26 protein-coding genes, 5 tRNA genes and 2 riboswitches are annotated in these 24,561 nt (G+C 55.0%); of the genes, 3 read left to right on the forward strand and 28 right to left on the reverse strand.

Annotated features, from left to right (window positions below):
- Window positions 1-23 precede the first annotated feature (23 nt).
- Genes G7K71_RS03775 through G7K71_RS03795 form a run of 5 tightly spaced genes read right to left on the reverse strand, consistent with a single transcriptional unit; the run spans window position 24 to window position 4,184 of the window.
- The gene (locus G7K71_RS03775; RefSeq protein ID WP_313884880.1) at window positions 24-404 is read right to left on the reverse strand and encodes a TRAP transporter substrate-binding protein DctP; all 381 of its coding nucleotides are present in this window, start codon (window positions 402-404) and stop codon (window positions 24-26) included.
- Window positions 397-1,059: a TRAP transporter substrate-binding protein gene (locus tag G7K71_RS03780; RefSeq protein WP_166343619.1), complete on the reverse strand. Its 663-nt coding sequence runs from the start codon at window positions 1,057-1,059 to the stop codon at window positions 397-399. The genes G7K71_RS03775 and G7K71_RS03780 overlap by 8 nt, the downstream gene beginning before the upstream one ends.
- Before the next feature lie 22 nt (window positions 1,060-1,081).
- Window positions 1,082-2,230 (reverse strand): iron-containing alcohol dehydrogenase, encoded by a 1,149-nt coding sequence (locus G7K71_RS03785; protein WP_166343621.1) that lies wholly within the window; start codon window positions 2,228-2,230, stop codon window positions 1,082-1,084.
- Window positions 2,231-2,284: 54 nt separating this feature from the next.
- Entirely contained in the window at window positions 2,285-3,451 is a 1,167-nt protein-coding gene (locus tag G7K71_RS03790; RefSeq protein ID WP_166343623.1) for a mandelate racemase/muconate lactonizing enzyme family protein, read from the reverse strand.
- The gene (locus G7K71_RS03795) at window positions 3,432-4,184 is read right to left on the reverse strand and encodes a GntR family transcriptional regulator (protein ID WP_166343625.1); all 753 of its coding nucleotides are present in this window, start codon (window positions 4,182-4,184) and stop codon (window positions 3,432-3,434) included. The genes G7K71_RS03790 and G7K71_RS03795 overlap by 20 nt, the downstream gene beginning before the upstream one ends.
- Window positions 4,185-4,622: 438 nt before the next feature.
- Between G7K71_RS03795 and G7K71_RS03800 the strand changes: the two genes are divergently transcribed.
- A complete protein-coding gene (locus G7K71_RS03800) occupies window positions 4,623-5,192 on the forward strand; it encodes a lytic transglycosylase domain-containing protein (protein WP_166343627.1) in 570 nt (189 codons plus the stop codon).
- Window positions 5,193-5,197: 5 nt separating this feature from the next.
- Window positions 5,198-6,196 (forward strand): ADP-ribosylglycohydrolase family protein, encoded by a 999-nt coding sequence (locus tag G7K71_RS03805; protein ID WP_166343629.1) that lies wholly within the window; start codon window positions 5,198-5,200, stop codon window positions 6,194-6,196.
- Between the two features lie 42 nt (window positions 6,197-6,238).
- On the opposite strand, the gene larE is transcribed toward G7K71_RS03805, so the two are convergent.
- Window positions 6,239-7,051, reverse strand: a complete 813-nt coding sequence (gene larE / locus G7K71_RS03810) for an ATP-dependent sacrificial sulfur transferase LarE (protein WP_166343631.1) — start codon at window positions 7,049-7,051, stop codon at window positions 6,239-6,241.
- Window positions 7,052-7,200: 149 nt separating this feature from the next.
- Between larE and G7K71_RS03815 the strand changes: the two genes are divergently transcribed.
- Complete coding sequence (locus G7K71_RS03815; protein ID WP_166343633.1) at window positions 7,201-7,959, forward strand: response regulator; 759 nt, start codon at window positions 7,201-7,203, stop codon at window positions 7,957-7,959.
- 188 nt (window positions 7,960-8,147) lie between these two features.
- Here the strand turns inward: G7K71_RS03815 and G7K71_RS03820 are convergent.
- The 22 genes from G7K71_RS03820 to G7K71_RS03925 all read right to left on the reverse strand — a co-directional run bounded on the left by G7K71_RS03820 (window position 8,148) and on the right by G7K71_RS03925 (window position 24,423).
- Window positions 8,148-8,231, reverse strand: a tRNA-Leu gene (locus G7K71_RS03820).
- Window positions 8,232-8,239: 8 nt separating this feature from the next.
- Window positions 8,240-8,315: transfer RNA gene (locus G7K71_RS03825), tRNA-Lys, on the reverse strand.
- An 81-nt stretch (window positions 8,316-8,396) separates the two neighbouring features.
- A tRNA-Gln gene (locus tag G7K71_RS03830) sits at window positions 8,397-8,471 on the reverse strand.
- Between the two features lie 3 nt (window positions 8,472-8,474).
- Window positions 8,475-8,551: transfer RNA gene (locus G7K71_RS03835), tRNA-His, on the reverse strand.
- 138 nt (window positions 8,552-8,689) lie between these two features.
- Window positions 8,690-9,214, reverse strand: a complete 525-nt coding sequence (locus tag G7K71_RS03840) for a GNAT family N-acetyltransferase (protein WP_166343634.1) — start codon at window positions 9,212-9,214, stop codon at window positions 8,690-8,692.
- Between the two features lie 417 nt (window positions 9,215-9,631).
- The gene (locus tag G7K71_RS03845; RefSeq protein WP_166343636.1) at window positions 9,632-11,515 is read right to left on the reverse strand and encodes a DUF342 domain-containing protein; all 1,884 of its coding nucleotides are present in this window, start codon (window positions 11,513-11,515) and stop codon (window positions 9,632-9,634) included.
- Window positions 11,516-11,532: 17 nt separating this feature from the next.
- On the reverse strand, window positions 11,533-11,844 hold the full coding sequence (locus tag G7K71_RS03850; protein WP_313884881.1) for an STAS domain-containing protein: 312 nt from the start codon (window positions 11,842-11,844) through the stop codon (window positions 11,533-11,535).
- Window positions 11,834-12,559, reverse strand: coding sequence for a PP2C family protein-serine/threonine phosphatase (locus tag G7K71_RS03855; protein WP_166343640.1), 726 nt, complete (start codon window positions 12,557-12,559; stop codon window positions 11,834-11,836). Before G7K71_RS03855 ends, G7K71_RS03850 begins: the two co-directional genes overlap by 11 nt.
- A 7-nt stretch (window positions 12,560-12,566) precedes the next feature.
- A complete protein-coding gene (locus G7K71_RS03860) occupies window positions 12,567-12,887 on the reverse strand; it encodes an STAS domain-containing protein (protein ID WP_013821686.1) in 321 nt (106 codons plus the stop codon).
- A 17-nt stretch (window positions 12,888-12,904) separates the two neighbouring features.
- Window positions 12,905-14,149 carry an ATP-binding protein gene (locus tag G7K71_RS03865; protein WP_166343642.1) on the reverse strand — a complete coding sequence of 415 codons (1,245 nt, stop codon included), beginning with the start codon at window positions 14,147-14,149 and terminating at the stop codon, window positions 12,905-12,907.
- Window positions 14,150-14,367: 218 nt separating this feature from the next.
- A riboswitch (cyclic di-GMP riboswitch) is annotated at window positions 14,368-14,453 on the reverse strand.
- Window positions 14,454-15,060: 607 nt separating this feature from the next.
- Window positions 15,061-15,135: transfer RNA gene (locus tag G7K71_RS03870), tRNA-Thr, on the reverse strand.
- 22 nt (window positions 15,136-15,157) lie between these two features.
- The gene (locus G7K71_RS03875; RefSeq protein WP_166343644.1) at window positions 15,158-15,745 is read right to left on the reverse strand and encodes a methylated-DNA--[protein]-cysteine S-methyltransferase; all 588 of its coding nucleotides are present in this window, start codon (window positions 15,743-15,745) and stop codon (window positions 15,158-15,160) included.
- A gap of 33 nt (window positions 15,746-15,778) precedes the next feature.
- Entirely contained in the window at window positions 15,779-16,714 is a 936-nt protein-coding gene (locus G7K71_RS03880) for a DMT family transporter (RefSeq protein WP_243174551.1), read from the reverse strand.
- A gap of 179 nt (window positions 16,715-16,893) precedes the next feature.
- Window positions 16,894-17,814 (reverse strand): cysteine synthase A, encoded by a 921-nt coding sequence (gene cysK, locus G7K71_RS03885; RefSeq protein ID WP_166343646.1) that lies wholly within the window; start codon window positions 17,812-17,814, stop codon window positions 16,894-16,896.
- A gap of 147 nt (window positions 17,815-17,961) precedes the next feature.
- A complete protein-coding gene (locus G7K71_RS03890; protein WP_013821681.1) occupies window positions 17,962-18,108 on the reverse strand; it encodes a hypothetical protein in 147 nt (48 codons plus the stop codon).
- On the reverse strand, window positions 18,109-18,585 hold the full coding sequence (gene rimI / locus G7K71_RS03895; RefSeq protein WP_207712625.1) for a ribosomal protein S18-alanine N-acetyltransferase: 477 nt from the start codon (window positions 18,583-18,585) through the stop codon (window positions 18,109-18,111).
- Window positions 18,586-18,593: 8 nt separating this feature from the next.
- A complete protein-coding gene (gene tsaB, locus G7K71_RS03900) occupies window positions 18,594-19,298 on the reverse strand; it encodes a tRNA (adenosine(37)-N6)-threonylcarbamoyltransferase complex dimerization subunit type 1 TsaB (protein ID WP_166343648.1) in 705 nt (234 codons plus the stop codon).
- Window positions 19,279-19,761 carry a tRNA (adenosine(37)-N6)-threonylcarbamoyltransferase complex ATPase subunit type 1 TsaE gene (gene tsaE, locus G7K71_RS03905; protein ID WP_166343650.1) on the reverse strand — a complete coding sequence of 161 codons (483 nt, stop codon included), beginning with the start codon at window positions 19,759-19,761 and terminating at the stop codon, window positions 19,279-19,281. The genes tsaB and tsaE overlap by 20 nt, the downstream gene beginning before the upstream one ends.
- A 454-nt stretch (window positions 19,762-20,215) precedes the next feature.
- Window positions 20,216-21,223: a thiamine-phosphate kinase gene (gene thiL / locus G7K71_RS03910; protein ID WP_166343652.1), complete on the reverse strand. Its 1,008-nt coding sequence runs from the start codon at window positions 21,221-21,223 to the stop codon at window positions 20,216-20,218.
- Between the two features lie 110 nt (window positions 21,224-21,333).
- Entirely contained in the window at window positions 21,334-22,635 is a 1,302-nt protein-coding gene (thiC, locus tag G7K71_RS03915) for a phosphomethylpyrimidine synthase ThiC (protein ID WP_166343654.1), read from the reverse strand.
- On the reverse strand, window positions 22,632-23,720 hold the full coding sequence (locus G7K71_RS03920) for a thiamine phosphate synthase (protein WP_166343656.1): 1,089 nt from the start codon (window positions 23,718-23,720) through the stop codon (window positions 22,632-22,634). The genes thiC and G7K71_RS03920 overlap by 4 nt, the downstream gene beginning before the upstream one ends.
- Before the next feature lie 54 nt (window positions 23,721-23,774).
- A riboswitch (TPP riboswitch) is annotated at window positions 23,775-23,949 on the reverse strand.
- Window positions 23,950-24,012: 63 nt separating this feature from the next.
- Window positions 24,013-24,423 (reverse strand): response regulator, encoded by a 411-nt coding sequence (locus G7K71_RS03925; RefSeq protein ID WP_313884882.1) that lies wholly within the window; start codon window positions 24,421-24,423, stop codon window positions 24,013-24,015.
- Between the last annotated feature and the right edge of the window lie 138 nt (window positions 24,424-24,561).

Genomic DNA, 24,561 nt, shown 5'->3' on the forward strand with positions numbered 1-24,561 from the left:
AACTGGGGAATAAAACAATACCTCTATTTCTGAGCAGCAATCACCCGGTCGATGAAATCCTTGGGAACCTTGTCGTAAAACTGGGGCCAGATGGCTACACCCGCGTCCTTCCACTGTTTCGCTTCCTCGGGGGTGGGCTTGTACAGCTTGAGACCCGCCTCCTGCAGCTTCTTCAGGGCCTCCTGGCCCTTCTCGGCGTCTACCTTGGCGCAGAATTCCTGCGTTTCCTTGCCGGCTTCCATGATTATCTTTTGCTCTTCGGGGGTCAGGCTGTCCCAGGCCTTTTTGCTCATCAGGGCTACGTGCACGTTGGACATGGCGTTAACCACAGTCATGTACTTGAGTGCCTCATAGTGCTTGGCCTGGTAAATCCACACCGGGTGCAGGTGTTCGCCTTCAACCACTTTCTGCTCGAGGGCAGTGTAAACCTCGGGCCAGGGTATGGGAGTGGGGTTGGCCCCCCCAGGCCTTCAGCAGCGCCACTTCAATGGGGGAGGCGGTGGCCCGGAGCTTCAGCCCCTTCAGGTCGGCCGGGGTTTTAACTTCCTTTTTATTGTTGGTGATTACCCTGAAGCCGCCGCCGGTGTCAAGATAAAACAGCACCTTGGCGTTGATGTCTTTTTCCACTTTCTGTTTTAGCTCTTCGCCTATCGGTCCCCACCATACTTTATGGGAGCTCTCAATGCTGTCGAATATATATGGGAGGTCGGCAAACAAAAAGGCGTTGGTGAATGGGGCCATATTGTTGCTGGCCGACGATCCGATGTCGATGGTGCCCATCTTTACCCCTTCCACCGCCGTCTGGTCGCCGGCCAGGCTGCCGCCGCCGTGGACTTCAATGATCAGCTTGCCGTTGGACTTGGCCTTGACCAATTCGGCAAATTTATCGTAGGCTATGGCCAGCGAGTTATCCGGAGTGGCGGAGTGGGCGAGCACCAGTTTTTTAACGGCGCCATTCTGGTCGGCCTGCTTGGCGGTATCCTTGCCGCCGCAGCCCACCGCAGAAAAGACAACCAATGCCAGAACCAATCCGAGGCCGGTTAATTTTTTCCAATTCATGGTTTGCCCTCCCTTTAATTTTTTAAATGGCCTCATTAAACAGCGCAACCAAGTCCTCATAAGTCGTACGCCTGGGGTTGGGTCCCGTGTTGGCGAGGGATAATTGAGCCAGGGTGGGGATAGCGTCACTGGTTACGCCAACGGCGGACAGTTTTTTCGGAATGCCGAGATCGGCCACCAGTTTTTCCACCGCATCCACCGCCCTGGCGGCGGCCTCCAGCACCGGCAGCCCCTCAACCTTTTCACCCAGGGCCGCGGCCACTTTGGCCATTTTTTCCGGGCTGCTGATCAGGTTAAAGCGCATCACCGGCGCGAACATAATGGCACAGGCCACACCGTGGGGAACGTCAAACTGCCCGCCTACCGGCCTGGCCATACCGTGCACGTTGCCGGTGCCGGTGTTGGTAATCACCATGCCGGCCAGGGCGCTGGCCAGGAGCATATTGGCGGCCGCTTCCTCGTTTTCCGGATTGGCCACGAACTTCCGTATGTTGCTTCCGATCATGCGGATGGCTTCCAGGGCCAGCACATCACTCATAGGCGAGGCCTTTTTGGACAGGTATCCCTCCACCGCGTGGGTGAGAGCGTCCATACCGGTGGCCGCCGCGATGGAAGCTGGAAGCGAGGCCAACAGGGTATGGTCCAGAATGGCCACCCTGGGGAAATTCAGGGGGCTGCGGCAGGACATCTTGTCCTTCTTGGTGAGGTCGGTGAAGGCTATGTTCCCGGTGACCTCGCTACCAGTGCCGGCAGTGGTGGGAACGGCGATGACCGGAGCCGGCCGGTTCTGCACCTTGTTTTGCCCCGCGTATTGGGCCATGGATCCGCCGTTGGTGGCCAGGACGGCAATCCCCTTGGCCGTGTCCATAGAGCTTCCCCCGCCGAAACCAACAATCACGTCAGCCCCGACCTGGCGGTAAAACTCATAGCCGCGGTCGATGGTTTCCACCCGCGGGTTCGCTTCCACCCGGTCATAAACCTCGAAAGCGAGGCCTTCCTTTTCCAGAGCCGCAGTCACCCTCTCCAGCAGTCCTGCCTTCACTATGCCCTGGTCGGTCACCACCACCACCTTCTTGCCGCCCAGGGCCAGGACTTCCTTCCCCAGCCCGTCCACCAGGTTGGCGCCGCACTTCACCCGGGTGGTTACCTGGAACTCGAATGCTTTAAACACTGTATGTACCTCCCCTTGCTTCCTCTTTTTCGTGATGTCAAATCCCCGCGGCGCTTATTCCACCGCGTACCTTTTGACCACATCCTCGTTGATTTCGATGCCCAGGCCCGGCTTGTCGTCGATTTCAATGTAACCGTCCTTAAAGGACTTGATGGGCAACTGAACCAGGTCCCAGCGCAGGGGGTTTTTCTGATCCTTGTTCCAGTCGCTTTGCATGTATTCGTAAATGAGGAAATTGGGCAGCGCAGCAGCAAGGTGCAGGGTAGCGGCCATGCAAACTGCCGACGAACTCCCGGTGTGGGGAGCGTACGGGATGTGGAAGGTGCTGCTCAGCGCGGCTATCTTGCGGCACTCGGTAAACCCGCCGGTGCGGCAGACGTTGGGCTGAATGATGTCAATGGCCTGGCGGGTGAAAAACTGGCGGTAGCCAAACCTGGTGAAGTCCGCCTCACCCAGGGCGATGCGCATATCCAAAGCCTTGCATATCTGCTCGTAACCCTCGATGTTGTCCGGCGAGATGGGCTCTTCAAACCAGAAGATGTCCAGCTCTTCCAGAGCCCGGCCCACCTGGATGGCCGTCTTGACATCATAAGCGCAGTTGGCGTCGACCATCAGGGTGATCTTGTCGCCTACAGCCCTGCGGACCTCCCGCACCACCTCGATATCCTTCTTGTAATTCCGGGGATCCTGCCCGATTTTTATCTTCATGGCGTTAAATCCCATGTCGATAAACCTCTGGGCGTCGGCAAGGATGGTTTCCATGTCCCTGAAGCGCAGGGATGAGGCGTAGGACCACATTTTTTTGTTGGTGTGACCCCCGAAAAGCTTGTAAACCGGCATGTTAAGCGCCTTGCCCATAATGTCCCACAGGGCCACGTCAATCCCGCTGATAGCCTCGATATAAAAGCCCTTGTAATGGCCCCGGTTCATCATGGCACCGTAAAGCTTGTCCCAGATCAGTTCAATGTCGAAAGGATCCGCCCCGATCAGAATGGGCTTCACATACTCTACAATTTTCTTGGTGGCCACGGGAGCAAGCCTGACCATGCACTCCCCTACGCCGGTTATGCCTTCGTCGGTGTATACCTTGACCAGTGTGGTCCTGTACTCACTGAAGACGACTTTGGCCAAATCGTCTGCATACGGGAGGCTGATGGGTGCTTTAATGGCTTTTTCCATGGGTACAACCAGCGAAACGGCTTCAACATTGGTTATTTTCAAGTTTCAGACCCCCATCTTCATCTGCTAGTTTTCGGTAATACCTGAAAATTGGATCCGATTCGTTTAGTTCCCTGGCATGAAGCCTCATCAGTAAACGCCTTCCGGCCATGGTCACATGATGCCGGACCAGTTGCTCGGCCCTGGAGCTATCACCCTCCACCAGGCATTTGATAATCTCGTCATGTTCCTGGAGAGATACATGAACACTGGCCTGGTTGCGCATAGAAGACAGGCGGCAGATAAAAGCTCTGTTCCTTATGGGCTCCAGCAAGGATACCAGGCTATCGCACCCACTGGCCGCAATCAGAAGATCATGAAACTCGGTGTTTTTTCTTGCCACCATGCCGGCGTCCTGATTTCGAGCGTATTGCTTGGCCTCCTCGCTTATTTGGGCCATTTTGTCGGTAAAGGACGACCGGTCCGGGCGAAGCGCCGCAAGCCCTGCGGCCAGTCCCTCCAGGCACGACCTGACCGCGTAAACTTCCGCGATATCCCTGGCATTAGGGGAAAACACGGTTACGCTGCGGTTAGGGGCGCCCACCAGGAGGCCTTCTTTGACCAACTGCCTGACCGCTTCCCTTACCGGAGTGCGGCTAATGCCCAGCAATTCAGCCAATCCCTGGTCGGTAAGCTTTTCACCGGCTTGCAGCCTGCCGCTCATGATATCTTCCTTCAGGGCCACGTAAGCCTGCATATACAAGGGAGACTTGTTCAACCTTTTTTGAACTTCCATCGCTATCCCCCCTTTCCCTAAAATCAGCCCCTTAAAACACAGGCCACAATGTGGGAGCGAATCAAAATGCATGCTACATGTTGTATGTTGCATTTTATTTAACACTTTCGACAATGCGGTTAAAACTCCTGCAAAAAAAATTAAAAAAACAAAAAAATTTTACCCGGAGCCTTCCGGGCAAAACTGACCGCGGCCAACTGTACTTTGCTAAAAAATAAGACCGGCTAACCCGGTCCAGCACCTTCTTCCCCGCCCGGCCCCAGCAACCTGCCTTTAAGTTTATACTTTTCATTCGTACGTTTTGGGGATATTTCTCCAGGGAAAAAATGAAAGAGGGCTGCGTGCAGGAACCCGGCCCTGCGGGAGCGAATTGCTTGTACATAATAAGGGAAGTCAGCGGATTATTTTTAATTTTTTACTTGCAGGAGTGATGACTGCTTGTCTTTACACCTGAAGAGGAGTAAAGGCTTCAAGGTACGGTTGTTTTTCTTCATCTTATCGTTGCTGGCCATCCTGAACATCGATCACCTGGGCCGGCTCATCTACCCCTTCCCTTACCGGGAAACGGTAATGGAGTATGCCGCCGGCCGCGGGCTGGATCCTTACCTGGTAGCGGCGGTAATTAAAACCGAGAGCAACTTTAATCCCCGGGCCACATCCCGCCGGGGTGCCCGGGGATTGATGCAGGTAATGCCGGAAACGGGAACCTGGGCGGCTAAAAAAATGGGCCTGTCCTGCTACCACCCGGACCTGCTGTATGATCCGGAATTCAATATTCGCATTGGCACCTGGTATTTAGCCGACCTGTACCGGACTTTTGACCGGGACACCATCCTGGTTCTGGCTGCCTATAACGGCGGGCAGGGAAACGTGCTAAAATGGCTGGAACAGCAGCACTGGACAGGCGAAAAAAGCAAACTGGACCAGATCCCTTTTGCCGAAACCAGGGAGTTTGTCCGTAAAGTGCTCTGGAACTACCAGGTTTACCGCTATCTTTACGGGAGGTGACCGCGGTGAAACACATAATTAAGGGAGCCTTTTACGGTGCCGCAGTGGGGGATGCCCTGGGCGGCCCCGTGGAACTTATGAGTGCCGGCGAAATCCGCGAAATGTACGGCGTCCTGAAGGATATGGTGGGCGGCGGTTGGCTGAATTTAGAACCCGGGGAATACACCGATGATACCCAGATGACCCTGGCGGTGGCCCGGGGCATCCTGGCCAACCCCGTCTCCCCCATTGAAGAAATCGGCCGCGGCTTCATCCGCTGGTACCAGTCCAGGCCCAAGGATATCGGCAACACCACTTTAATGTCTTTCCGCAATTTCCTGCGCACGGGCAACTGGCAGGAAGCCTCCCGCCTTACCGCCCAGACCCTGAACAAGCTGGACTCAAACGGCGGGCTTATGCGCACCCTGCCGGTGAGCTTTGGTTACTGGCACAACCTTCCGGCCATGGCCAAGTGGTCGGTGGAAATAGCTTACATGACCCATTACAGCCAGGAGGGCGCCGCCTGCTGCCTCTTTTACAACCTGCTGATCTACCTGCTGGGGTCCCAGCGGCATTTAAACCGGCGGGAAGCGGTAACCCGGGCCCTGCAGCTAACGGATCAACACTGCAAGCAGGTAGGCATCCAGCCGAGCAAATTTTTCTGGTATATTATCCGCCACATCCAGAAGGGTGCGCCGGAGGTTGTTCCCCAAGGCAGTGCCCTGGATACCCTGGCCGCAGCGCTGCAGTGCTTTTTGCATACCGAAAGTTTTGAAGATGCCCTTATTGCAGTAGTCAACCGGGGGGATGATACAGACACCGCCGGTACGGTAACCGGCGGCCTGGCCGGGACTTATTACGGCTTTGAGGCCATCCCCCAGAGGTGGCTAAAGTCGCTCAAAAATACCGAACCGCTGGATGAAGTGATAGAAGGATTTTATCAGCTGTTCAAAAGCCGTGAGCATAACCCGGACCCCGCCGCCCCGGCAGATCATTCCCGTGCCTGGCCCACCTGCTGGAGCTGAGTGGTGGCCCTTTGAAAAACTAACGATGTGACCGGATTAAAGTCAGCTCCACAGGCTCAAAGTCTCATTCATGCTCCCACTCCGGAAACCCTGTATATCCAGCGTTACATAGGTATATCCCAGTTGCTTTAATCTTTCACTAATTTCTTTGGATCGCTGGATAATGAAAGCAAGATAATCCTTTGGCACCTCTAGCCGGGCCAGGTTGCCGTGGTCCCTGACTCTCAGCTCCGAAATGCCCAGCTGCCGTAAAAACCTCTCCCCTTCTGCCACCCGTACCAGTCCTTCCCGGGTAACGGGGGTGCCGTAGGGAAACCTGGTGGCCAGGCAGGGAGAAGCCGGCTTGCCGGCAGTGGGCAGCCCCAGCTGGCGGGACAGGGCGCGGATCTCCCCTTTAGTCAAACCTGCTTCCTGCAGAGGGCTGCGAACCCCCATTTCCTTTGCGGCTTTTATGCCCGGCCGGTAATCGCCCGTGTCATCGGCATTCAGGCCGTCGAGCACGCAATTTAAGCCGTGGATGCGGGCCTCCTCCCATAGCCTGGCGTATATTTCTTTCTTGCAGTGGTAACACCGGTCCGGAGGGTTGGTGGCAAATACCGGGTTACCTGAACCCGCTGTTTCCATAACCAGGTGCCTGGCTCCAATTAAACGGGCCAGCGCTGTTGCCTCCTCAACCTCTTCCGGGGGATAAATATCGGAAGTGGCCGTAACCGCCAAAACTCTTTTCTCCCCCAGAACCATACGGGCTACTTTAAGCAGTAAGGTGCTATCCACCCCCCCGGAAAAGGCCACCAGACAACCATCCAGATTCTCCAGAATTTTCTTCAAATGATCAAATTTATTTAAGAGGCTCATGGTTGTCACCTGCCTTTATAGTCTTTCGCCGTAAAATGCGAACCTCCTCCAGATAAGGTAGGATCTATATTTTCTAATGCAGGAATTTTTTGTTTTGATGTAGAAAAAAGGCCCTACTATCTAATCTGGACTTACAGGAGTGAGACGGGGTGGGGTTTTTAAGCCGCAGCAAAGGATCGATACTTCTGGTGGAAGACTCTACATTAACCAGGTTTTATTCCAGAAGACTTCTAGAAAACAACGGTTATGAAGTAGCAGAGGCGGCCAGCGGGGAAGAAGCCCTGGTCAAAATAAGGGAAAGGCTTGATCCATTTGATCTTGTTATTGTAGACATTAACCTGCCCGGTATCGACGGCCTGACCACTATAGAAAAAATAAAGGCCATCCCGCATTACCGCTACGTTCCGGTGATGATCTTGACTGTTGAAGCAAAGATATCCACGGTTAAGCAGGCCATCCAGGTGGGCGCCATCGAATACCTTTGCAAGCCTTTCAGCTCCGAACAATTACTGCAGCGGGTTGAAAGGCTTATTGGACGCAGCGAAGACCCCCGCGAAATTTTAGAAAGGATGCTTAGGTTAGAAATTAACCGCGCCAAGAGAGGAAATTCAAAATTTTCCCTGGTGCTGGCGCAGAGAACAGCAGCCGGCAGGTTCAACACAGCAAGTATAAAGAGGCTTCTGCAGAAAAAGCTGCGTGAAATTGACGAGGTACTGATGCTTGATGATAACCTCCTGGCGCTGGTACTTCCCTTAACAGATAAGGAAGGAGCAGCCACAGTAATAAAAAAGCTGCAGGAGTGGGTGGCTGAAAAAGGGTGGCGCTTTGGCCTGGCGGTTTACCCGGAACACGGCGGGAATGGCAAAGAATTGTTGGGGTACGCCCAAAGCGCGATTTCAAGAAGCTAACAATTAAAACTTTTCCCTTCGCCATAAAAAGCAAACCTCCTTCGCTACCCAGGTTTTTACGTAACGGGTAACCGAAGGAGGCTGAATCCGGTGTGGTTTGCGTACCTTTTTAATACCACCGGACTAGACTTTTCCCGTAGCCGGTGGTATTTGATCCCAGGAACGCAGGCCCTTGATTTTTCTGTTTTTGGTGCGGGCGGGGAGACTTGAACTCCCACGGGTTGCCCCACCGGATCCTAAGTCCGGCGCGTCTGCCATTCCGCCACGCCCGCATAAAAACTGGTGAGCCATGGAGGACTCGAACCTCCGACTCCCTGATTAAAAGTCAGGTGCTCTACCAGCTGAGCTAATGGCCCACTTAATTCCATAAATATAAAATTATAGTTGGCCGCTGGCAGAAATAATTGCCTGATGCGACCAACTACTACTGTCTTGTTTGGCTGGGGCGGCTGGATTCGAACCAACGAATGGCGGGTCCAAAGCCCGCTGCCTTACCGCTTGGCTACGCCCCAGCGTGGGGTGGAAGATGGGACTCGAACCCACGACCCCCAGGGCCACAACCTGGTGCTCTAACCAACTGAGCTACATCCACCACATGCTGCTGCGCACAGGAACGACACCTCTTCCCGGTGTGCCCCTGCTCCGTCAGCATTTGTTATTATAACAATCCCGTTCCCAAAAGTCAAGGAGATTTTGGTGTAAATTTATGGTAGCGACGGATACTGACCAATTATACGCAGGCATAAACGGCCGGCGTATAGCAGGTTTTTTCTTTGAGCAAACGATTATTGTGATTTAATACTTTAAATAGTTGTACATCTCGAGCAAAGCCACAACGGGTGAAAAATTTCCTGCCTGTGTTAGTTACCTGTCTGACATACAGAATAGTGCCCTGTTCCAACGCCTGCTCCAGGTAACCCAGCAGTAACCTGCCCAATCCCCTTTCCCGCAATTCTTTTTTGATCAGTATAATATCAATCTGAACCAAGTCCAATCGTTCCGGGATAAATACGCAGAACCCCACCGGCTGGCCATCGCTGCCGAACATGGAGAGGACAAAATGCTCTGACATCTTCTTAAAACCGGGATAGTCGGGATTAATCTCTCCCAGGTCATCAAACAAACAGGAAAGAGTTTCACAAATAAACCACGGTACCTTTCCTACCCCCGGCAGGCGGCTGGCAAAATAGGCCCCCACTTGCTCTGCCCCTTCCGGAAAGTAAAGATAAAAATGATACTCCCCCCGCGATATCAAGGAACCCCCACCACCTCATAATCGCTCCGTGCAGGTTGCCGGCGCAACCGGGTGTTCTCCGGAGCTTTTCATCTCTTTTTAATTATACCACGGTACTGAGCTTTTGGAATCCCCACCCTATCCATTAAACAAGTTGGAACCAGTCTCCAACTTTATCTTAAGCCCTGCACCTTTTTCAGGCTTCGTTCATACCCTATTATTGAAACCAACAATATACAAAAAATAGAAAGGAGGCAACTATATGGCTCCTGATCCCGGCTACTACTACTACGGCCAATTCTCCTTCATTCTCTTCTTGATTCTGATCCTGCTGTTCTTCGGCAAGGGCTTCTTCCCCTATCAGGCCCAGTAAAAACAACCTTCAGGCCGGGCGCAAAAAAATGGCGCCCGGCTTTCTACTAATGGAGTCCATCAGAATCAGCGACGGTTTTGCGGCAGATCTGCAATTTCCCAAGCTGGAATTCCTCTGGACCTGAGGTTCCCTTCTTTATCCAACCAGAGGCGGATGCCTTTTTCCTCCCTATCAAAACGATAAACCAGGCCGCCCACCACTATAGAAGTGTTCTCAAAGGCATATCCTACGGTAACCACGGCTGCCGGGCCAGTCACCACCCTCGTGGTGGCCCCACCTCTGGACCCCAGCTCTCCCACATGCACATCCCCGCCAGCCTGTATCTCGCCACCGCGAAATACCCCGGATACAGTCACTCTCTTGCCAGCCTGGATCCGGGAATTATAACAACCACTCCCCACCACCCGGACATCGCCGGTAGCTACTACGGTGGAATTGTGGACACTTGACGCCACCACATCACTTTCTGCAGACGGCGGGGACGCAAAGGCCTGTTCCCATTCCCCGGCTCGCCGGGCCAATATTTCGAGTTCCCGGAGGTCACGCACGGCCAGAGGGGAACGAACCAGCGCCCGTTCGACTTCCCGGACAAACTCTTCCAGGCCTTCAGCGACCATTCCCGGAGGCATGTTTTTAACCTGTTTCTTGAAGGTATTGGCGGCAGCGGGAAGGTGGCTAAACTTCCCCTCCAGCAGTAGCTTTACCAGGGGGCCGATGCCGCGTTTAAGATCGCCCTGCTTGAACGCCGGGTGACCCAGTAACTGCCGGATAGCCATGGTCATCTCCTGCAAACCGGTCGCCAGGGTATGAACCTGTGGCAACATTCCTTGCAGGAAAGCAGGAACTCCTCCTGCGATTACCACCGATGACAGGATATTCATCCTGATCACGACGGACCCCGTGGCTTGAACCCTCGCGCCGGAGACCAACCCTCCCACCCTGACATTCCCGCCCGCTTCTACCACCATCCCTTCTGCCACATTTCCAGCAATCAGGATATCTCCTTTGAAGACAATGTTACCTGAAGCAAGGTCTACGTCACCAGCATGCACCAGTTCAGGCAATACGCTTACTCTCACCAGGTCGCGCCAGCGGGAAGCCACAGGACGTCCAGCCCGGGCCGCTACGGCCCGTTCACCATCCCTGGTAAGCACCGCTCCTTCGCCTACCGAAAGGATGAAGTCCCGGGGCGACGGCGGCACAATTACCTCACCCTTGACGCTGGTGCCGGGACGACCCGGCTCAGGCGGGTGTTTGACAGCCAGGACGTCTCCCGCCTCCACCGAAGTAAAAACATAGCGTTCCCGGAAATCCACCGCTTCGTCTTCCCCCGCCAGTACCGGCACCTTGGAAATAGAGGAAAAAAGCAATTCTACCCGGCCGTCTTTTCCCGATTCTGCAGGAATACCCCGGGCGATAACCACCTCCTCTTCAACACAGGATGCAACACCGCGAGAACATGCTTCCCAGTCTACGCCATAGTTAATCCCCAACCGGGACAACTCCCGCAATAGTTCGTCCTTAGTGAGTGGTGGAAAACGTTCTTCCCGTTCCACTACCTTCAGTTGCAGTACCCTGGCAGGCGGGAGATCCGGCAGTTCCCGATGAACTACCACCGCAGGGCGCGTTCGCAATATCGCTTGTAGACCATCGGAAGAAACGGATACAGACCAGCTCCCTTCTCTACGCTCTTCCACCGTTTCCACCCGCACCGTATCCTTCATGGATACGGGGGTGGGTTGAGTGCACTCCCGGCCGTTAACAATCAGCCTTACCCCCGGACAAGGTACCACCACCGGGTAAGGTCCCTCCGGCCGGTGCCGGACAACAAGGCGCCCCTGTTTCACAAAAGCATATGGACCCACCGATTCTCCATCCGGAAAAGCATTGTCCACTTTACTCGCTGTTGCTGCGGGGGAGCCCCGGATAGTCTCTTCTTTATATTTCATAAGGAACCCACCTCCTGCTAAGCGTTGGGATTTGTCTTAAGAGCTTCCAGTACTTGAAAAAAACCTATTACTTCCAGGTCTTCTCGAATAAAATCGGGGATACGAACAATTCTCAAGGTACGCCCCTGCTTGTACAGGTGTCTGACCTGACTCAGGAGCATTCCCACCCCGGAAGAGTCTATGAACCGAAGTCCCTGCAGATCTATCTCCACCACTTCTTCCGTCCGTCGCTGAATTTCCTGTTGCAACTGCTCCACGTTGCTGAAATCCAGTTCGCCTTCCACCTCCAGGATTACCATCTCTTTCTTTTGCCGGACTCTAATCTCCACCCCTTTCACCTCCCTTTCCCGTCACCTTCATAACAACCAGTGTCACGTCATCCTTTTGGGAAAAACCGCGGGTAAATGTCTCCAGGTCAGATAAAATGTTTTGTTTCATCCTGTCTGCATCAGCACCATTCTGAAGGCGAACTATCTCCTTCAATCGTTCCTGCCCGTACCTTTGCTCGCCCGGGCCACAGGCCTCCACAAGTCCATCGGTATACAGCACCACCGCATCTCCGTCGGCAAGAAAAAATTCCTCCACCCCTGACCCGAGGTAATCTTCCAGCAGGCCCAGGGCGACTCCCCGGCACCGGGCCACTTTCACCTTGCCGTCAGATAGAAGGAGGGGAGGGTGGTGCCCTGCATTGACACAGGAGAGGCGTCCAGCTATCCCGTCGTAACACAGCAGGCATAGGGTGGCAAAAGCCCCGCATTTCCGCAGTTCATCCCCTCCCACCCTGTTTAACCGGCGCACCACCTCCAGAGGATGGGGATTAATCCTGATACACTCCCGGAGCATATGGCGGATTGTTTCCATCAGCCGGGCCGCATGGAATCCTTTACCCATTACGTCTCCGATGACGGCAAACACGGTTCTCTCGTCGCAGGAAATAAACTCAAAAAAATCCCCCCCGACCTGTTCGGCAGGCAGGCTACACCCACTAACTTCCAACCCGTAAGCCCTTAGTATTTTTCCATTCCCTGTAATCACTTCTCCCATCCTGCTCCTACCTCTCTTCTCCGCCCGGAGCGGTGTTTTGCGCCAGGAGCCTGTCCAACCCTACCAGCCGCATCACCTCCGCCACATCAGGTTGCGGCCTCAAAATCAGCATCTGGCCCCCTTTTTGCCGCCAGTCGTTGCTAATGTCCAGCAAACTTTTCAAACCGGTGGAATCAACGAAAGAAACGCCCGACAGGTCAACTTCCAGCGTGTGTTCTCCCACTTTCCCAACAACTTCTTGCAACTGCGCTACTGTTTCCACGTCCAATTCACCGTTCAGCACCAGCCGGCACACCCCCCTGTCAACGTAAACATCTACTTTCAGCAACAAAATCACCCCCTCTTTCATTGGTCTTGTCCGGTTTTAATGCCGAAGTCCAGGGCCAGGGCGGTACCTGACGGTCCTGTATTAAGGTAGAGGTGGTCCGCATAGTAGAGCATCAGGGTAAATCCACACCCCAGGGAATTCTTGGTTGAATAATGTTGCATCAGCGTTGCCCGGGCCAATTCGCTGGTTTTGATTCCCGGACCCCGGTCCTGAACGATAATCCTGACGGTGTCCCCTGACTGCCTGGCTTGCCAGCAACCGCCCCCTGCATGTTTGAGAGCATTGGCCAGCGCCTCTGTCAAGCACAAGGCAATCGCGTGCTGCCTGCGGCTGTCGAGAACAGGCAAGGCTTCCCGCATTGCCCGGCGGGCTTCCGGAATGTCATGGGTCTGCCGGACCTCACCCCTGGCCAGTTCCGTCCCTTCTGAGATCACTTTTTCCATTTCTCCACTATTCACCAGGTATAACCGGCCCCCCGTTACCGCCGCTATGGCCTCCCGGTAAGCCTGCATCTCCTGCTGGTGCATCTTTCTCTCCTTTTCAATCACCTCGGTGATGTCAAAGGCCAGCAGTCCACCGCTCCTGTGGTCGAAAGGCACGCCGTGAAGGTCAAACACCTTTTGCCCGTCAGCGCTAATGATCACCTCGCGGCGGTGTTCGGCCTTGCGGATAGCCTGGCGCATCAGTTTTTCCGCTTCTTCCATAGGCAGGTCCAGGTCAGCCTGGCCCGAAAGGTAGCAGAAGCGCCCTCCTTCATATTTCATCACCTTCCCCACCCTGAGAGCGTTAATTAGTTCGGATTTCTCCACCTCAGCCAGCAGTTTCTCCCTGACCAGGTCCTGAAGGTGCTCCGGCAAGTGCCGGGAAATCTCCTGTATTAGCTCGCCGGCGCTTCCGGCCAGCAACTGATACTCCTCCCTGCTAAGACGACGGGCAGTCCCCTGCTTCCGGTGGACACACAGGATATCAAAAACGTGGACGTTATTTTTCCCTTTGAACGGTACCCCGGCCACCTCGACCCACAAGTTTTCCTGCAGCCTGATTACATACCGGCCCGGAACAGGAGCTTCCGTTTCCAGCCCAAACTCCGTGGTATTTAACACCAGGATGCGGGCCGGATAATGCCTGCCATGCTCATCTTCCAGTAACACCCGGACAGGCGGCGAAGGCACCCGGCGAAGGGGGCTTAGCTGGACAAAATACTGGCACTCCACACAAGGACGGTCCGGTTCTTTCTTTGCGCACTCAAGACACCGTTGCATTTTTTCACCACCCTTCTGCCTTTCAGCCCCTCCCGGCCCCATGCCCTTTCAATTGCCACAATACTGCCAGCAAACGTCCCAGCCATTGGCTCTGTTAGAGTCGACCTCTATACCCCAAATGGGTAAACATACTTTTATAAGCAGGAACGGCAGCCTGACCAGGCTGCCGCAACAAAAACATCATTAAAAAGAAAACAGAAAACAATCAATACCTTTATCGCGGCAGCCTGGCAGTCATACCCTTTAGGGCTGCAGACCCATGGCTTTGCGCCCCACCCTTTCGAGTGGTTTGCCTTTAACACAATAAAGACAATAAAGTTTTTAATTTAACAGTGAAAAGGCTGATTCAACACCGCCAGAACACAGAAAATTTTCGACCAGCGAAAAATTCAGCCCCTGAAGATCCTGTTAGGTATGGGAAATATGATGAGAGAAAATACAAAACAGGCCCGTGTGGATAAGAACGGACATGACGTGCTCCGCCAGCAACCAGAAGGAGCAGAGAGGAATTATCTCGGTAGGCGATTTGGAGGGTAAGTAAGCAGGAAGTGGAAGCTTTTCTATACAAGCCCCGCCAAGAAAATGAGAGGTTTTGGTATTTATTGCATTTAATACCGAAGAGAACATGTGTTCTATCACAATGGTCCAACATTTTTATCTTCCCGATCATTCCTTTCGACTCCCTTTTTAACAAAAATTAGACATGAAATTCCGTTTAAATGCCATCATTCACCAGTTTTCGATGTAAACAAAATTCATAACCACCGGTACCAAAGCATGTCTGCGGACAAGATACCTGCACCCAAAAGTTAATATACGATATCCATTTTTATTTTCCCTTCTGAATGAAGCAAGACAATGTAATATAATAAACAATAAACGCCGCAAACCCTTGCGGCGTCTAGCTTTTTTGGAGCTGGTGGTCGGATTCGAACCGACGACCTGCGCATTACGAGTGCGCTGCTCTACCCCTGAGCCACACCAGCACTTTTCTGTTGTCTCATTCGACTAACCCGGCGCCTTACTTATATTAACGCAAACAGAGTCATTTGTCAATTGGTATCGCCCGGTGGGACCGGGTCGTACGCCTTCGAGCTGCAACAGCTGCAGTTTTAAGGGCAAACCGCCGCCAAAACCGCCGGGTGATCCATCCTGGCGGATTACCCGGTGGCAGGGGATGACCAGTGGAACCCGGTTGGCCCCCAAAGCCCCGCCCACGGCCCGGGCGGCCCGGGGATTCCCGACGGCTGCCGCCACCTGCTGGTACGACCATAATTCACCGTACCCGATGTGCCGTACGAAACCCAGCACCCGGGCCACAAAGGGGGGGCACCAGGAAAGATCCACGGGAATATCCGTAAAGGAAACCGGCCGGCCCTGGAAATATTGATCCAACTTTTCTTCCAGGAGCGGAGGCCACCTTTTTAGCGCAGGCTCGCTGGTTTCATTAATTCTTACAGGCATTGGTTCATCCTGCAGGGCAGTCAGGGCTTCCTCCCGGCTTGGACGGGGAAATGTCAGGACCAGCAGCCCCTGCTTACCCCAGGCAGTACCAACCCAGCCCGCTTTGGTGGATAATAAATGAAGCCCATTCACAGAACGCCCCCCACAGCCGCAAAATAGAATAATCTATTTTTCTGCTGCCGCCCGGATAAAAATGGCCAGACCCGTGATAATAATCGCCCCGCCCACAAGCTGTAAGGGTGAAGGTACCTGGTGAAAAATGATATAAGCCAGAATGGTTGCCCCCACCGGCTCGCCAAGTATACTCACTGAGACCACGGCAGCCTTGACATAACGCAGGGCCCAGTTAAAAATGGTATGCCCGAAAATGGTGGGAACCAGGGCCAGGAGGAAAAACCACAGCCATGTGGAGGGCGGGTAAGGAAAAAAGGACAAACCGGTGAGCAGCGCACCCAGGAACAAAGTCACGGTACTGGCCCCGTAAACAACAAAAATGTACGGGAATAATGACAGGCGGTGCCGTAAACCGCGCCCGATCAATACATAGCCGGCAATAAAAATGGCCCCGGCAAAAGCCAGGATATCTCCCCAGAAAGCCTGCCCGCCGATCTGAAAATCACCCACACCCACAATAGTGCTGCCGGTTAAAGCCAGGGCTGCCCCCACAAGCCCCGTGCGGGCGATTTTTTCTTTAAAGATAAGGTAGCCACCTAAAACCACAAATAAGGGTTGCATGGTGACCAGCACGGTGGAGCTGGCAATGGATGTGTACTCAAGGGAAGTAATCCAGGCAGTGAAATGCAATGCCAGCAGCACGCCGGAAAGGCAGGCCAGCATTATGTCACGCCGGCCCATGGAGCGCAGTTCTTCCCGTCCCCTGGTCAGGGCAATGGGAGCAATCATGAGCACGGTAAACCCCAACCGGTAGAAGGCAATGACCAGAGGTGGAGCCATGGCGAGTTTGGTAAAGATGGAAGAAAAGGCGGCTCCCACCACCCCCACCAGGATGGCCAGGTAGGGATTGACAAAGGGGCGCTCCAGGCCGGTGGTTAATAAGCCTGAATCTTGTTGCAGCGGGCATTCAGATACCTTTGTGGGCATGTTCATTTGTCTCCTACTTTGAACGACCGGGCTGCCGTTTATATTCTATCGGTGAACGAGGAATTCCTGCAGGTTAAGTTAACTTCATCCGGCAAATCCGAAACTTATCCCCAGGATTATCTTTAAGTCAAATTTTGGGGGAAATCTGCTTAAAGCGGTACCCAATACGATTTTGTGCCTTATCCAAACAATTCAGTGGACAGGTAACGCTCCCCGGTGTCCGGGAGCAAAACCACCACGATCTTACCCCGGTTTTCCGGCCTGCCGGCCACCTGTAAAGCCGCCCAGACAGCCGCCCCCGCAGAAATACCCACCAGCAGGCCCTCCTCCCGGGCCAGGCGACGGGCGGTGTCCAGCGCATCTTCATCGGCCACCTTTATGATCTCGTCCAGCAAAGCCATATCTATTACTTCCGGTACAAAGCCCGCGCCGATGCCCTGAATTTTATGCGGGCCGGGCTTCCCGCCGGAAAGCACCGGTGAGGCGGCCGGTTCCACCGCCACCGCCCTCAGGGAGGGGCGGCGGGCTTTCAGAACGGAGGCCACCCCGGTAATGGTACCTCCAGTACCAACACCGGCCACAAAGAAATCCACTTCCCCTCCGGTATCCCGCCAGATTTCTTCGGCGGTTGTGGCCCGGTGGGCGGCCGGGTTGGCCGGGTTGGCAAATTGTTGTGGCATAAAGGCATTTGGATGGGAGGCCGCCAGTTCCCGGGCTTTGCGTACGGCCCCGGCCATACCCTCGTTCCCGGGGGTAAGGACCACTTCGGCCCCGTAAGCGGCGAGAAGCCTGCGCCGCTCCACACTCATAGTTTCAGGCATGGTCAGCACCAGCCGGTAACCCCGGGCCGCGCAAACCATGGCCAGGCCAATGCCGGTATTTCCGCTGGTAGGCTCGATGATCAGGGTGTCCTTAGTTATCAACCCTTTTTCCTCCGCCTCACGGATCATGTTGTAAGCTATTCGGTCTTTAACACTTCCGCCGGGATTAAAGTACTCCAGCTTGGCCAAAACAACGGCAGGTAGACCGAAAGCCATCTTTCGTAAACGAACCAGGGGCGTGGAACCAATCAATTCCGTCACGTCATTAAATATGCGCATGCAACCAACCTCCAGAGGTGAAAAGAAAATCCGTTAATAACATATCCCAGGAAACTGTGGGAATATATTTAAGGAAGATATCTTTTTGCACAATCTCATAAAGCGTGGTCCCGGAAACGGGTTACCAACCCGCTACTGTTAGCAATTTCACCCTCCACCCCCGGCCAGCAAAAAAGTGGCCAGACCGACACCCACCAGCCCAATGGTCCAGCCCGCGGGCAAATTGGCCAGCAGCCCCACCATGGCCACCCCGAGGCCGGCCAGGCGAATCAGCAAGCGCACGTTACGGTTCATCTAGTACTCACCTCCTGTGAAACCACCAAGAGGGTCCTTCCACATGATCACGGCGTCCTCGTTGGTGTCGGTGTAGTATCCCCGGCGCCGGCCCCGTTCCACAAAACCCAGGGATGCATAAAGGTGCCGGGCCACGTAGTTGGAGGTGCGCACCTCAAGGGTCATACGGCTGGCTCCCAGCGTAACCGCCCGGCGCATGAGTTCCTGCATCAGTTTCCGCCCTATATGGCGCCGGCGATACTGGGGATGAACGGCCACATTGGTCACGTGGGCCTCATCCAGAACCAGCCACATCCCGGCATAGCCGACCACCTTTTGACCCGCCAGAACGACGATGTATACGGCAAACTCGTTTTGCAACAATTCATATGTAAAGGCATGGCGGGACCACGGAGTGGTAAAAGAGACCTGCTCAATGGCCAGTACCTCATCCAGATGATCGCAGGACATTTCGGTAAAAGTCAGTTCCATAGGCATACACCGGCTTACCCTTTTTGTTTTTGAAGCCATTTCACTTCAGCTTCGGATAACCGGATGTAGTTGGGCAATAGCTCCAGGGGATCCCTACCTTCCCCGGCCATCAGCAGCCGGTAACCCAGCTCGGCCACCGGGGCACCCCGGGGCCAGCGGGCACTACCCGGGGCCAGAAAAACCCGGCTACCTAGTTGTTTTTTAAAGAATTCGCCATAAATGGGAACCCCGTCGCCCAGCACGGTAACGGGAAGCTCCAGGGGTTCAAAGCGTCGAACAAGTTCCTCAGGCCGGACCGCCATGGGACCTTCCAGGCGTTCCAGTTTCCCCTCGACCGTTCGATATATCGCCGCATAGACCTCGTCTTTCCGGGCGTTAAGAATGGGGCAAATTAACCCCCTTTGGCCTGTTAAAGGGTACGCCAGGGCATCCAGGGTGCTGATGCCCACAATGGGCAATCCCCAGACCTGGGCCAGGGTTTTGGCCGTGGCCATGCCTATGCGCAGGCCGGTAAAGGAACCGGGGCCCGAGGAAACGGCGATGCCCCCCAGATCCTCACGGGTAACTTGGGCATCTTCCAGTACCGCTTTGATCATGGGCAGGAGGTTCACCGAGTGGGTGCGCTGGTTATTAACCATCCGCTCGGCCAGCACCCTTTCCCCGTGGACCACCGCCACTGCAGCCACCGGGGTGGCGGCTTCAATGCCCAGCACAAACAAGGGCGCTCAGCTCCTTCACCAGTTCTTCATAACGCTTTCCCCGGGGAATGAGAAGAATTTCCCGTAATTCCGGTTCCCCGGGGAATCCTTTGAGGTAAATGTCCAGCCGTTTGGAAGGCAAAACTTCTTCGATCCGCCCCGCCCACTCCACCAGGGTCACTCCATCACCATAGAAGTATTCTTCATAGCCCAGGTCGGCCATGTCCCCGGGCCCGTCCAAACGGTAGGCATCCATATGGTAAAGGGGCAACCGGCCGGAGTATTCGTTAATTAAAGTAAAAGTGGGGCTGGTCACCGGCCCCGTGATCCCCAGGCCACGGGCGATACCCCGGGCCAGTACCGTCTTCCCTGCACCCAGATCACCGTGCAGGCACAGGACATCCCCCGGAAGTAAGACGGAGGCCAAAAGGCGGCCGAATTCTTCAGTTTCCCCGGCAGAACGGGTTCGCCATACCAAAGCCATGAGACCACCTGATTCGTATTCTACCACGCAAAAAAGAAGCCTGCCAGTATTATAACCGATGGGCGGGCCGGGACAAAACTCTTTGTGAGCGCAAATATTCAGTTAAACCGCGATAACTAGAAAGGCACGGCGTTGTCCAGAGCGAACGATTTTGCGGAGCGCCGGTAACAGCACCCGGTGAAGCGAGGCTGCCGGCTCGGCTCTCGAGGACGCAAGATTAACTAACCGAAAAAAGTTTGAGACACATTGGTGTCAAAGCCTACAACGAAGCAAAACTAGTAACGGGCAATCCGCAGAGAGCCAGAGCCGGCCCGAAGCGAACCGTGGTGCGCATCTTACGCGGAGCACATGAGTGAGCGGGACAACGCCGTGCCTAAAGCGGCTGACTAAACATTTACTTGCGAACCTGTCCTGGGATAAATATTCAGTAAAACCGTCACTTTGGATTCTTAGCCTAAGGGGCAAAGTGATCGTAGCCGCGGGCCTCCAGGGGGACGCAGCGGCCGCCGGCCAGTTCCAAAACCATTCCCTTTTCCGCCGGGATGACCTCACCAATGCACCGGCATTCTTCGCCGGCCGCCGCAAGCTTTTCCTCCACACCCCGGGCTAAATCCGGTGGAACGGTAAAGACAAGCTCAAAATCCTCCCCCCCGGAAAAGGCCCAATCCAGGGGATCGTGATTGGCCAGGGCGGCCACCCTTCTCACCCGGAAATCCACGGGAATACCCTCCGCCCGCACCCGGCAACCCACACCGCTGGCCCGGCAGATTTCCCGCAGTTCGGCGGCCAGGCCATCGCTGACGTCATCCATGGCCGTAACCCCGGCACGGGACAGAATCCGCCCGGCCCGCAATCTCGCCCGGGGCTCCAGGTGAGCCCGCTTTAGGAAAGCTGCCATCCCGGGGTCAATAGTTAAATCCGGATGCCGGCACAGGTACAGCCCGGCTGCGGATTTGCCCAGACCGCCGGTGACGTAGATCAAATCCCCCACCCTGGCCCCGCTGCGGTAGACCGCCCGGCCTTTTTCCACGAACCCCAGCAGGGCCACGTTGATCACCAGCCGCTCCGGACTTAACACTGTATCCCCGCCCACGATGTTGAGGTTATATTCCCCCGCTGCCTGCCTGATACCCTGGTAAAGTTCCTCCACCTCCTCCACGGACAGGCGGGCGGGCAGGCCCAGGGAAACCACGCCATGGGCGGGCCAACCACCCATGGCCGCAATATCGCTCACATTAACCGCCACAGTCTTGATGCCTACCTGGGCGGGGGTGGCATAATCCAGCGAAAAGTGGACCCCTTCCACCAGCATGTCGGTGGTGAACAGCAGCCACCAGGGGCCTTCCAGGTTTAAAACCGCTGCGTCATCCCCTATGCCCTGCACCACTTCACCCGGCCGGTTGATCAAATCCCGGGACAAACGGTCTATGAGGCCAAACTCGCCCAGATCGCCGAGCTTCAAAGCTCTACCACCCCCTTAATGCCATGTAGACACCCATCACGCTTTCAGAGCCACCAACAGAGGATGAAAATGGCCGCCGCTTTGTACGAAGCGAGCGACATTGCATTCCTTTAGCACTCTTCCACCCTTTCCGCGCCCAGGTACCTGGCCACAATCTCCATGGCACAGAAGTCGCCGCACATGGTGCAGGCCTTAGTCCCGGCGGGATTGCGCTTCTCACGATATGCCCGGGCTTTTTCCGGGTCAATGGCCAGATTAATCTGGGCCTCCCAGTCCAGGGCCTTGCGGGCCCGGGCCATAGCCAGATCCCATTCCCGGGCTCCCGGCACACCCTTGACCAGGTCCGCCGCGTGGGCGGCAATGCGGGACGCCACCACCCCTTCCTTTACATCATCTATAGTAGGCAGCCCCAGGTGTTCGGAAGGGGTTACGTAACATAAGAAGTCCGCCCCGGCCATGGCGGCCAGCGCCCCCCCAATGGCGGCGGTAATGTGATCGTAGCCGGGGGCCACGTCGGTAACCAGAGGGCCCAGGACGTAAAAAGGAGCCCCGTTGCACAACGTCTTTTGCACCTGTACATTGGCGGCCACCTGGTCCAGGGGAACATGCCCCGGCCCTTCCACCATGGCCTGCACACCCGCCGCCCGTGCCCGGTCCACCAGTTCGCCCAGTACAATTAACTCCTGGATCTGGGCCCGGTCGGTGGCATCGGCCAGGCATCCCGGCCGCAGGCCGTCCCCCAGGCTCAAGGTGACATCGTAACGCAGGCATATTTCCAGCAAGCGGTCAAACTGTTCGTAAAGGGGGTTCTCCCGTTCGTTGTGTAGCATCCACCCGGCCAGAAAGGAGCCTCCCCGGCTGACAATATCGGTAACGCGCCCCTGCCTTTGCAGGCGCCCAATGGTCTCCAGGGTGATCCCGCAGTGCACGGTAATGAAGTCCACCCCATCGGCAGCCTGCTTTTCAATGACGGCAAAAAGGTCGTCGGCCGTCATCTTCACAATACCACCCCGTTTTTCCCGGGCTTCCACAGCCGCCTGGTAAATGGGCACGGTACCCACCGGTACGGAACTCCTGGCAAGAATCGCCCGGCGGCAGCCGTCCAGGTCGCCTCCGGTGGACAGGTCCATCACCGCATCGGCTCCAGCCTTTAAAGCAGCTTCCAGTTTGGTTAATTCGTCCTCAATGCCGGGAAAGGCGGTGGATGTGCCCAGGTTGGCATTGATTTTCGTCCGCAACCCCTCTCCAATGCCGCAGGGATCAAGACTGACGTGGTTTTTATTGGCCGGAATAACCACCGTTCCGGCAGCTACCTTCTTTAAAATTTCCTCCACCGGCACTTTTTCTCTCTCAGACACCCGGCGCATGGCCGCCGTTATTTCCCCTGCCCGGGCTGCTAAAAGTTGAGTCATGGCAAATACCTCCTTGCATTATCGATCCGGGAACGCAGTTCGCGGGCAGCGCCGGATACATCTTCTGCCGCCACCACTGCCGTGATCACCGCCACCCCGTCAGCCCCGGCGGCAATCACCTCTTCTACATTATGTGCCTTGATGCCCCCGATGGCCACTTTGGGTATGCTTACCACCGACGCCACCTGGCGCACCAGGTCCACACCCACCGGAGCCTGCACATCATCCTTGGTGCGGGTTTCATAGACGGGACCTACGCCGATATAGTCCGCTCCCTGCCGCTGGGCCTCCAGAGCCTGTTCCACACTGTGGGTGGAGATGCCGATAATTTTGCCGGGGCCGAGAATGCGCCGGGCCATGCCGATGGGCAGATCATCCTGGCCCAAATGTACACCGTCGGCCCCCACCGCCAGGGCTACATCCACCCGGTCGTTGACAATAAAGGTTACTCCTTTCTCCCGGGTCAGGCGGCGCAGCTGGTATCCGGCGTCAATTAGCTGGCGGGCGGTAAAATCTTTTTCCCGCAGCTGTAAAACTGTTGCCCCGCCCTCAATAGCCGCCCGGGCCACTTCTACCACCGGCCGGCCCCGGCTAAACTTATCACCCGTAATCACGTAGAGGCTGTAATCAACTTTGCGGGCCCCCGGTTTACAATAGGGAGCTTCACTCACGTCCAACTGCACCAGGCGGCTCACCATTTCCTTTTCCACCAAATAAGCTGCATAGCGGATCTCCTTGAAGGGAGCGGTTAACGGCAAAAGGCGGGCATACTCCTCCAGCACCCGGGTAGCTTCCTGCACCCGCTTAAAGTTGGCCATCACCAGCTGTATAAGATTGGTCTTTTCCTCTCCCGTGGCCGGGGGAGCGGGGGCGGCCACGTCACCCTCCACATCCCGGGCCTGCACCAGAACCGCCCCCCGTCCGGGAAAACTTTCCTGCAATATACCCAGGCGGTGCCGCATATCCCTTATGCGTATGGTCATCCCGGCATCGTCAAGAACAAAACGGGCTACTTCTTCCACCACCCGCAACCCTTCCCGGGCGCGGTTAAAATTGGCATCCAGGACCCGGTAAAGATCTCCCATGGAACCACCCCCATAAAAAATACCCATCCACCTGATAAGGAGATGGGTATAGTACGCTACCGGTCACCCATTTCCCTACGCTGGTATGATCCAGATCAGGTTCAAAGGGTAAAGCGAGAAACGCTTTTCTCAGCCCGGCACCTCCCACGAACACGAGAAAACCCTGGCCCCTCATGCTAGCTTAAAATTAGCTGAGATTTGCCGGTACCGGGCACCCCCATGGGTATAAAACCTTTTCACTTGTATATTGTATAATTGTTCGTCAACAAAAAAATTTTTCCTGCTTTAAATTTTAAATTACGTAACTTTCGCTCCAAAAATAGTTCTGTTTTTGATTCCAGGTCAAATCCTGGATCAATGCCTTAACCTTTTCAATATCAAAGGGTTTGGCCATGCAGCAAAGAGCCCCGTTTTTCAGTGCCTGCTCTTTGGTCTGTTCGGAAATATAGGCGGTCATGATGATAACAATGGTGTCCGGGGCAATCCTTCTAATGCGCCGCAGGGCCTCCAGGCCGTCCATTAAAGGCATCCTTACATCCATAAAAATAACATCCGGGTGAATCTGGCGCACCTTCTCAATGGCCACCAGTCCGTTCTCCGCGGTATGTACCCGGTGACCAAATTCCCTGATAAGTATGTCCAATAAGTAACGCACCCCGGGTTGGTCATCAACTATTAGAACATCAAGAGTCTCTTTTCTCACGCACTGCACCTCCGACATAATATGACATGAATTTACATTGAAGTTTAATCCTTCCGTTTCTGAATTTTACATGTTCGACACAGAGTCATTTAATCCTGCCATGTTACCCTAAATTCTTAATAAAACAATGATTTCACT

The organism is Desulfofundulus sp. TPOSR (assembly GCF_011393055.1).
Classification (GTDB): domain Bacteria; phylum Bacillota; class Desulfotomaculia; order Desulfotomaculales; family Desulfovirgulaceae; genus Desulfofundulus; species Desulfofundulus kuznetsovii.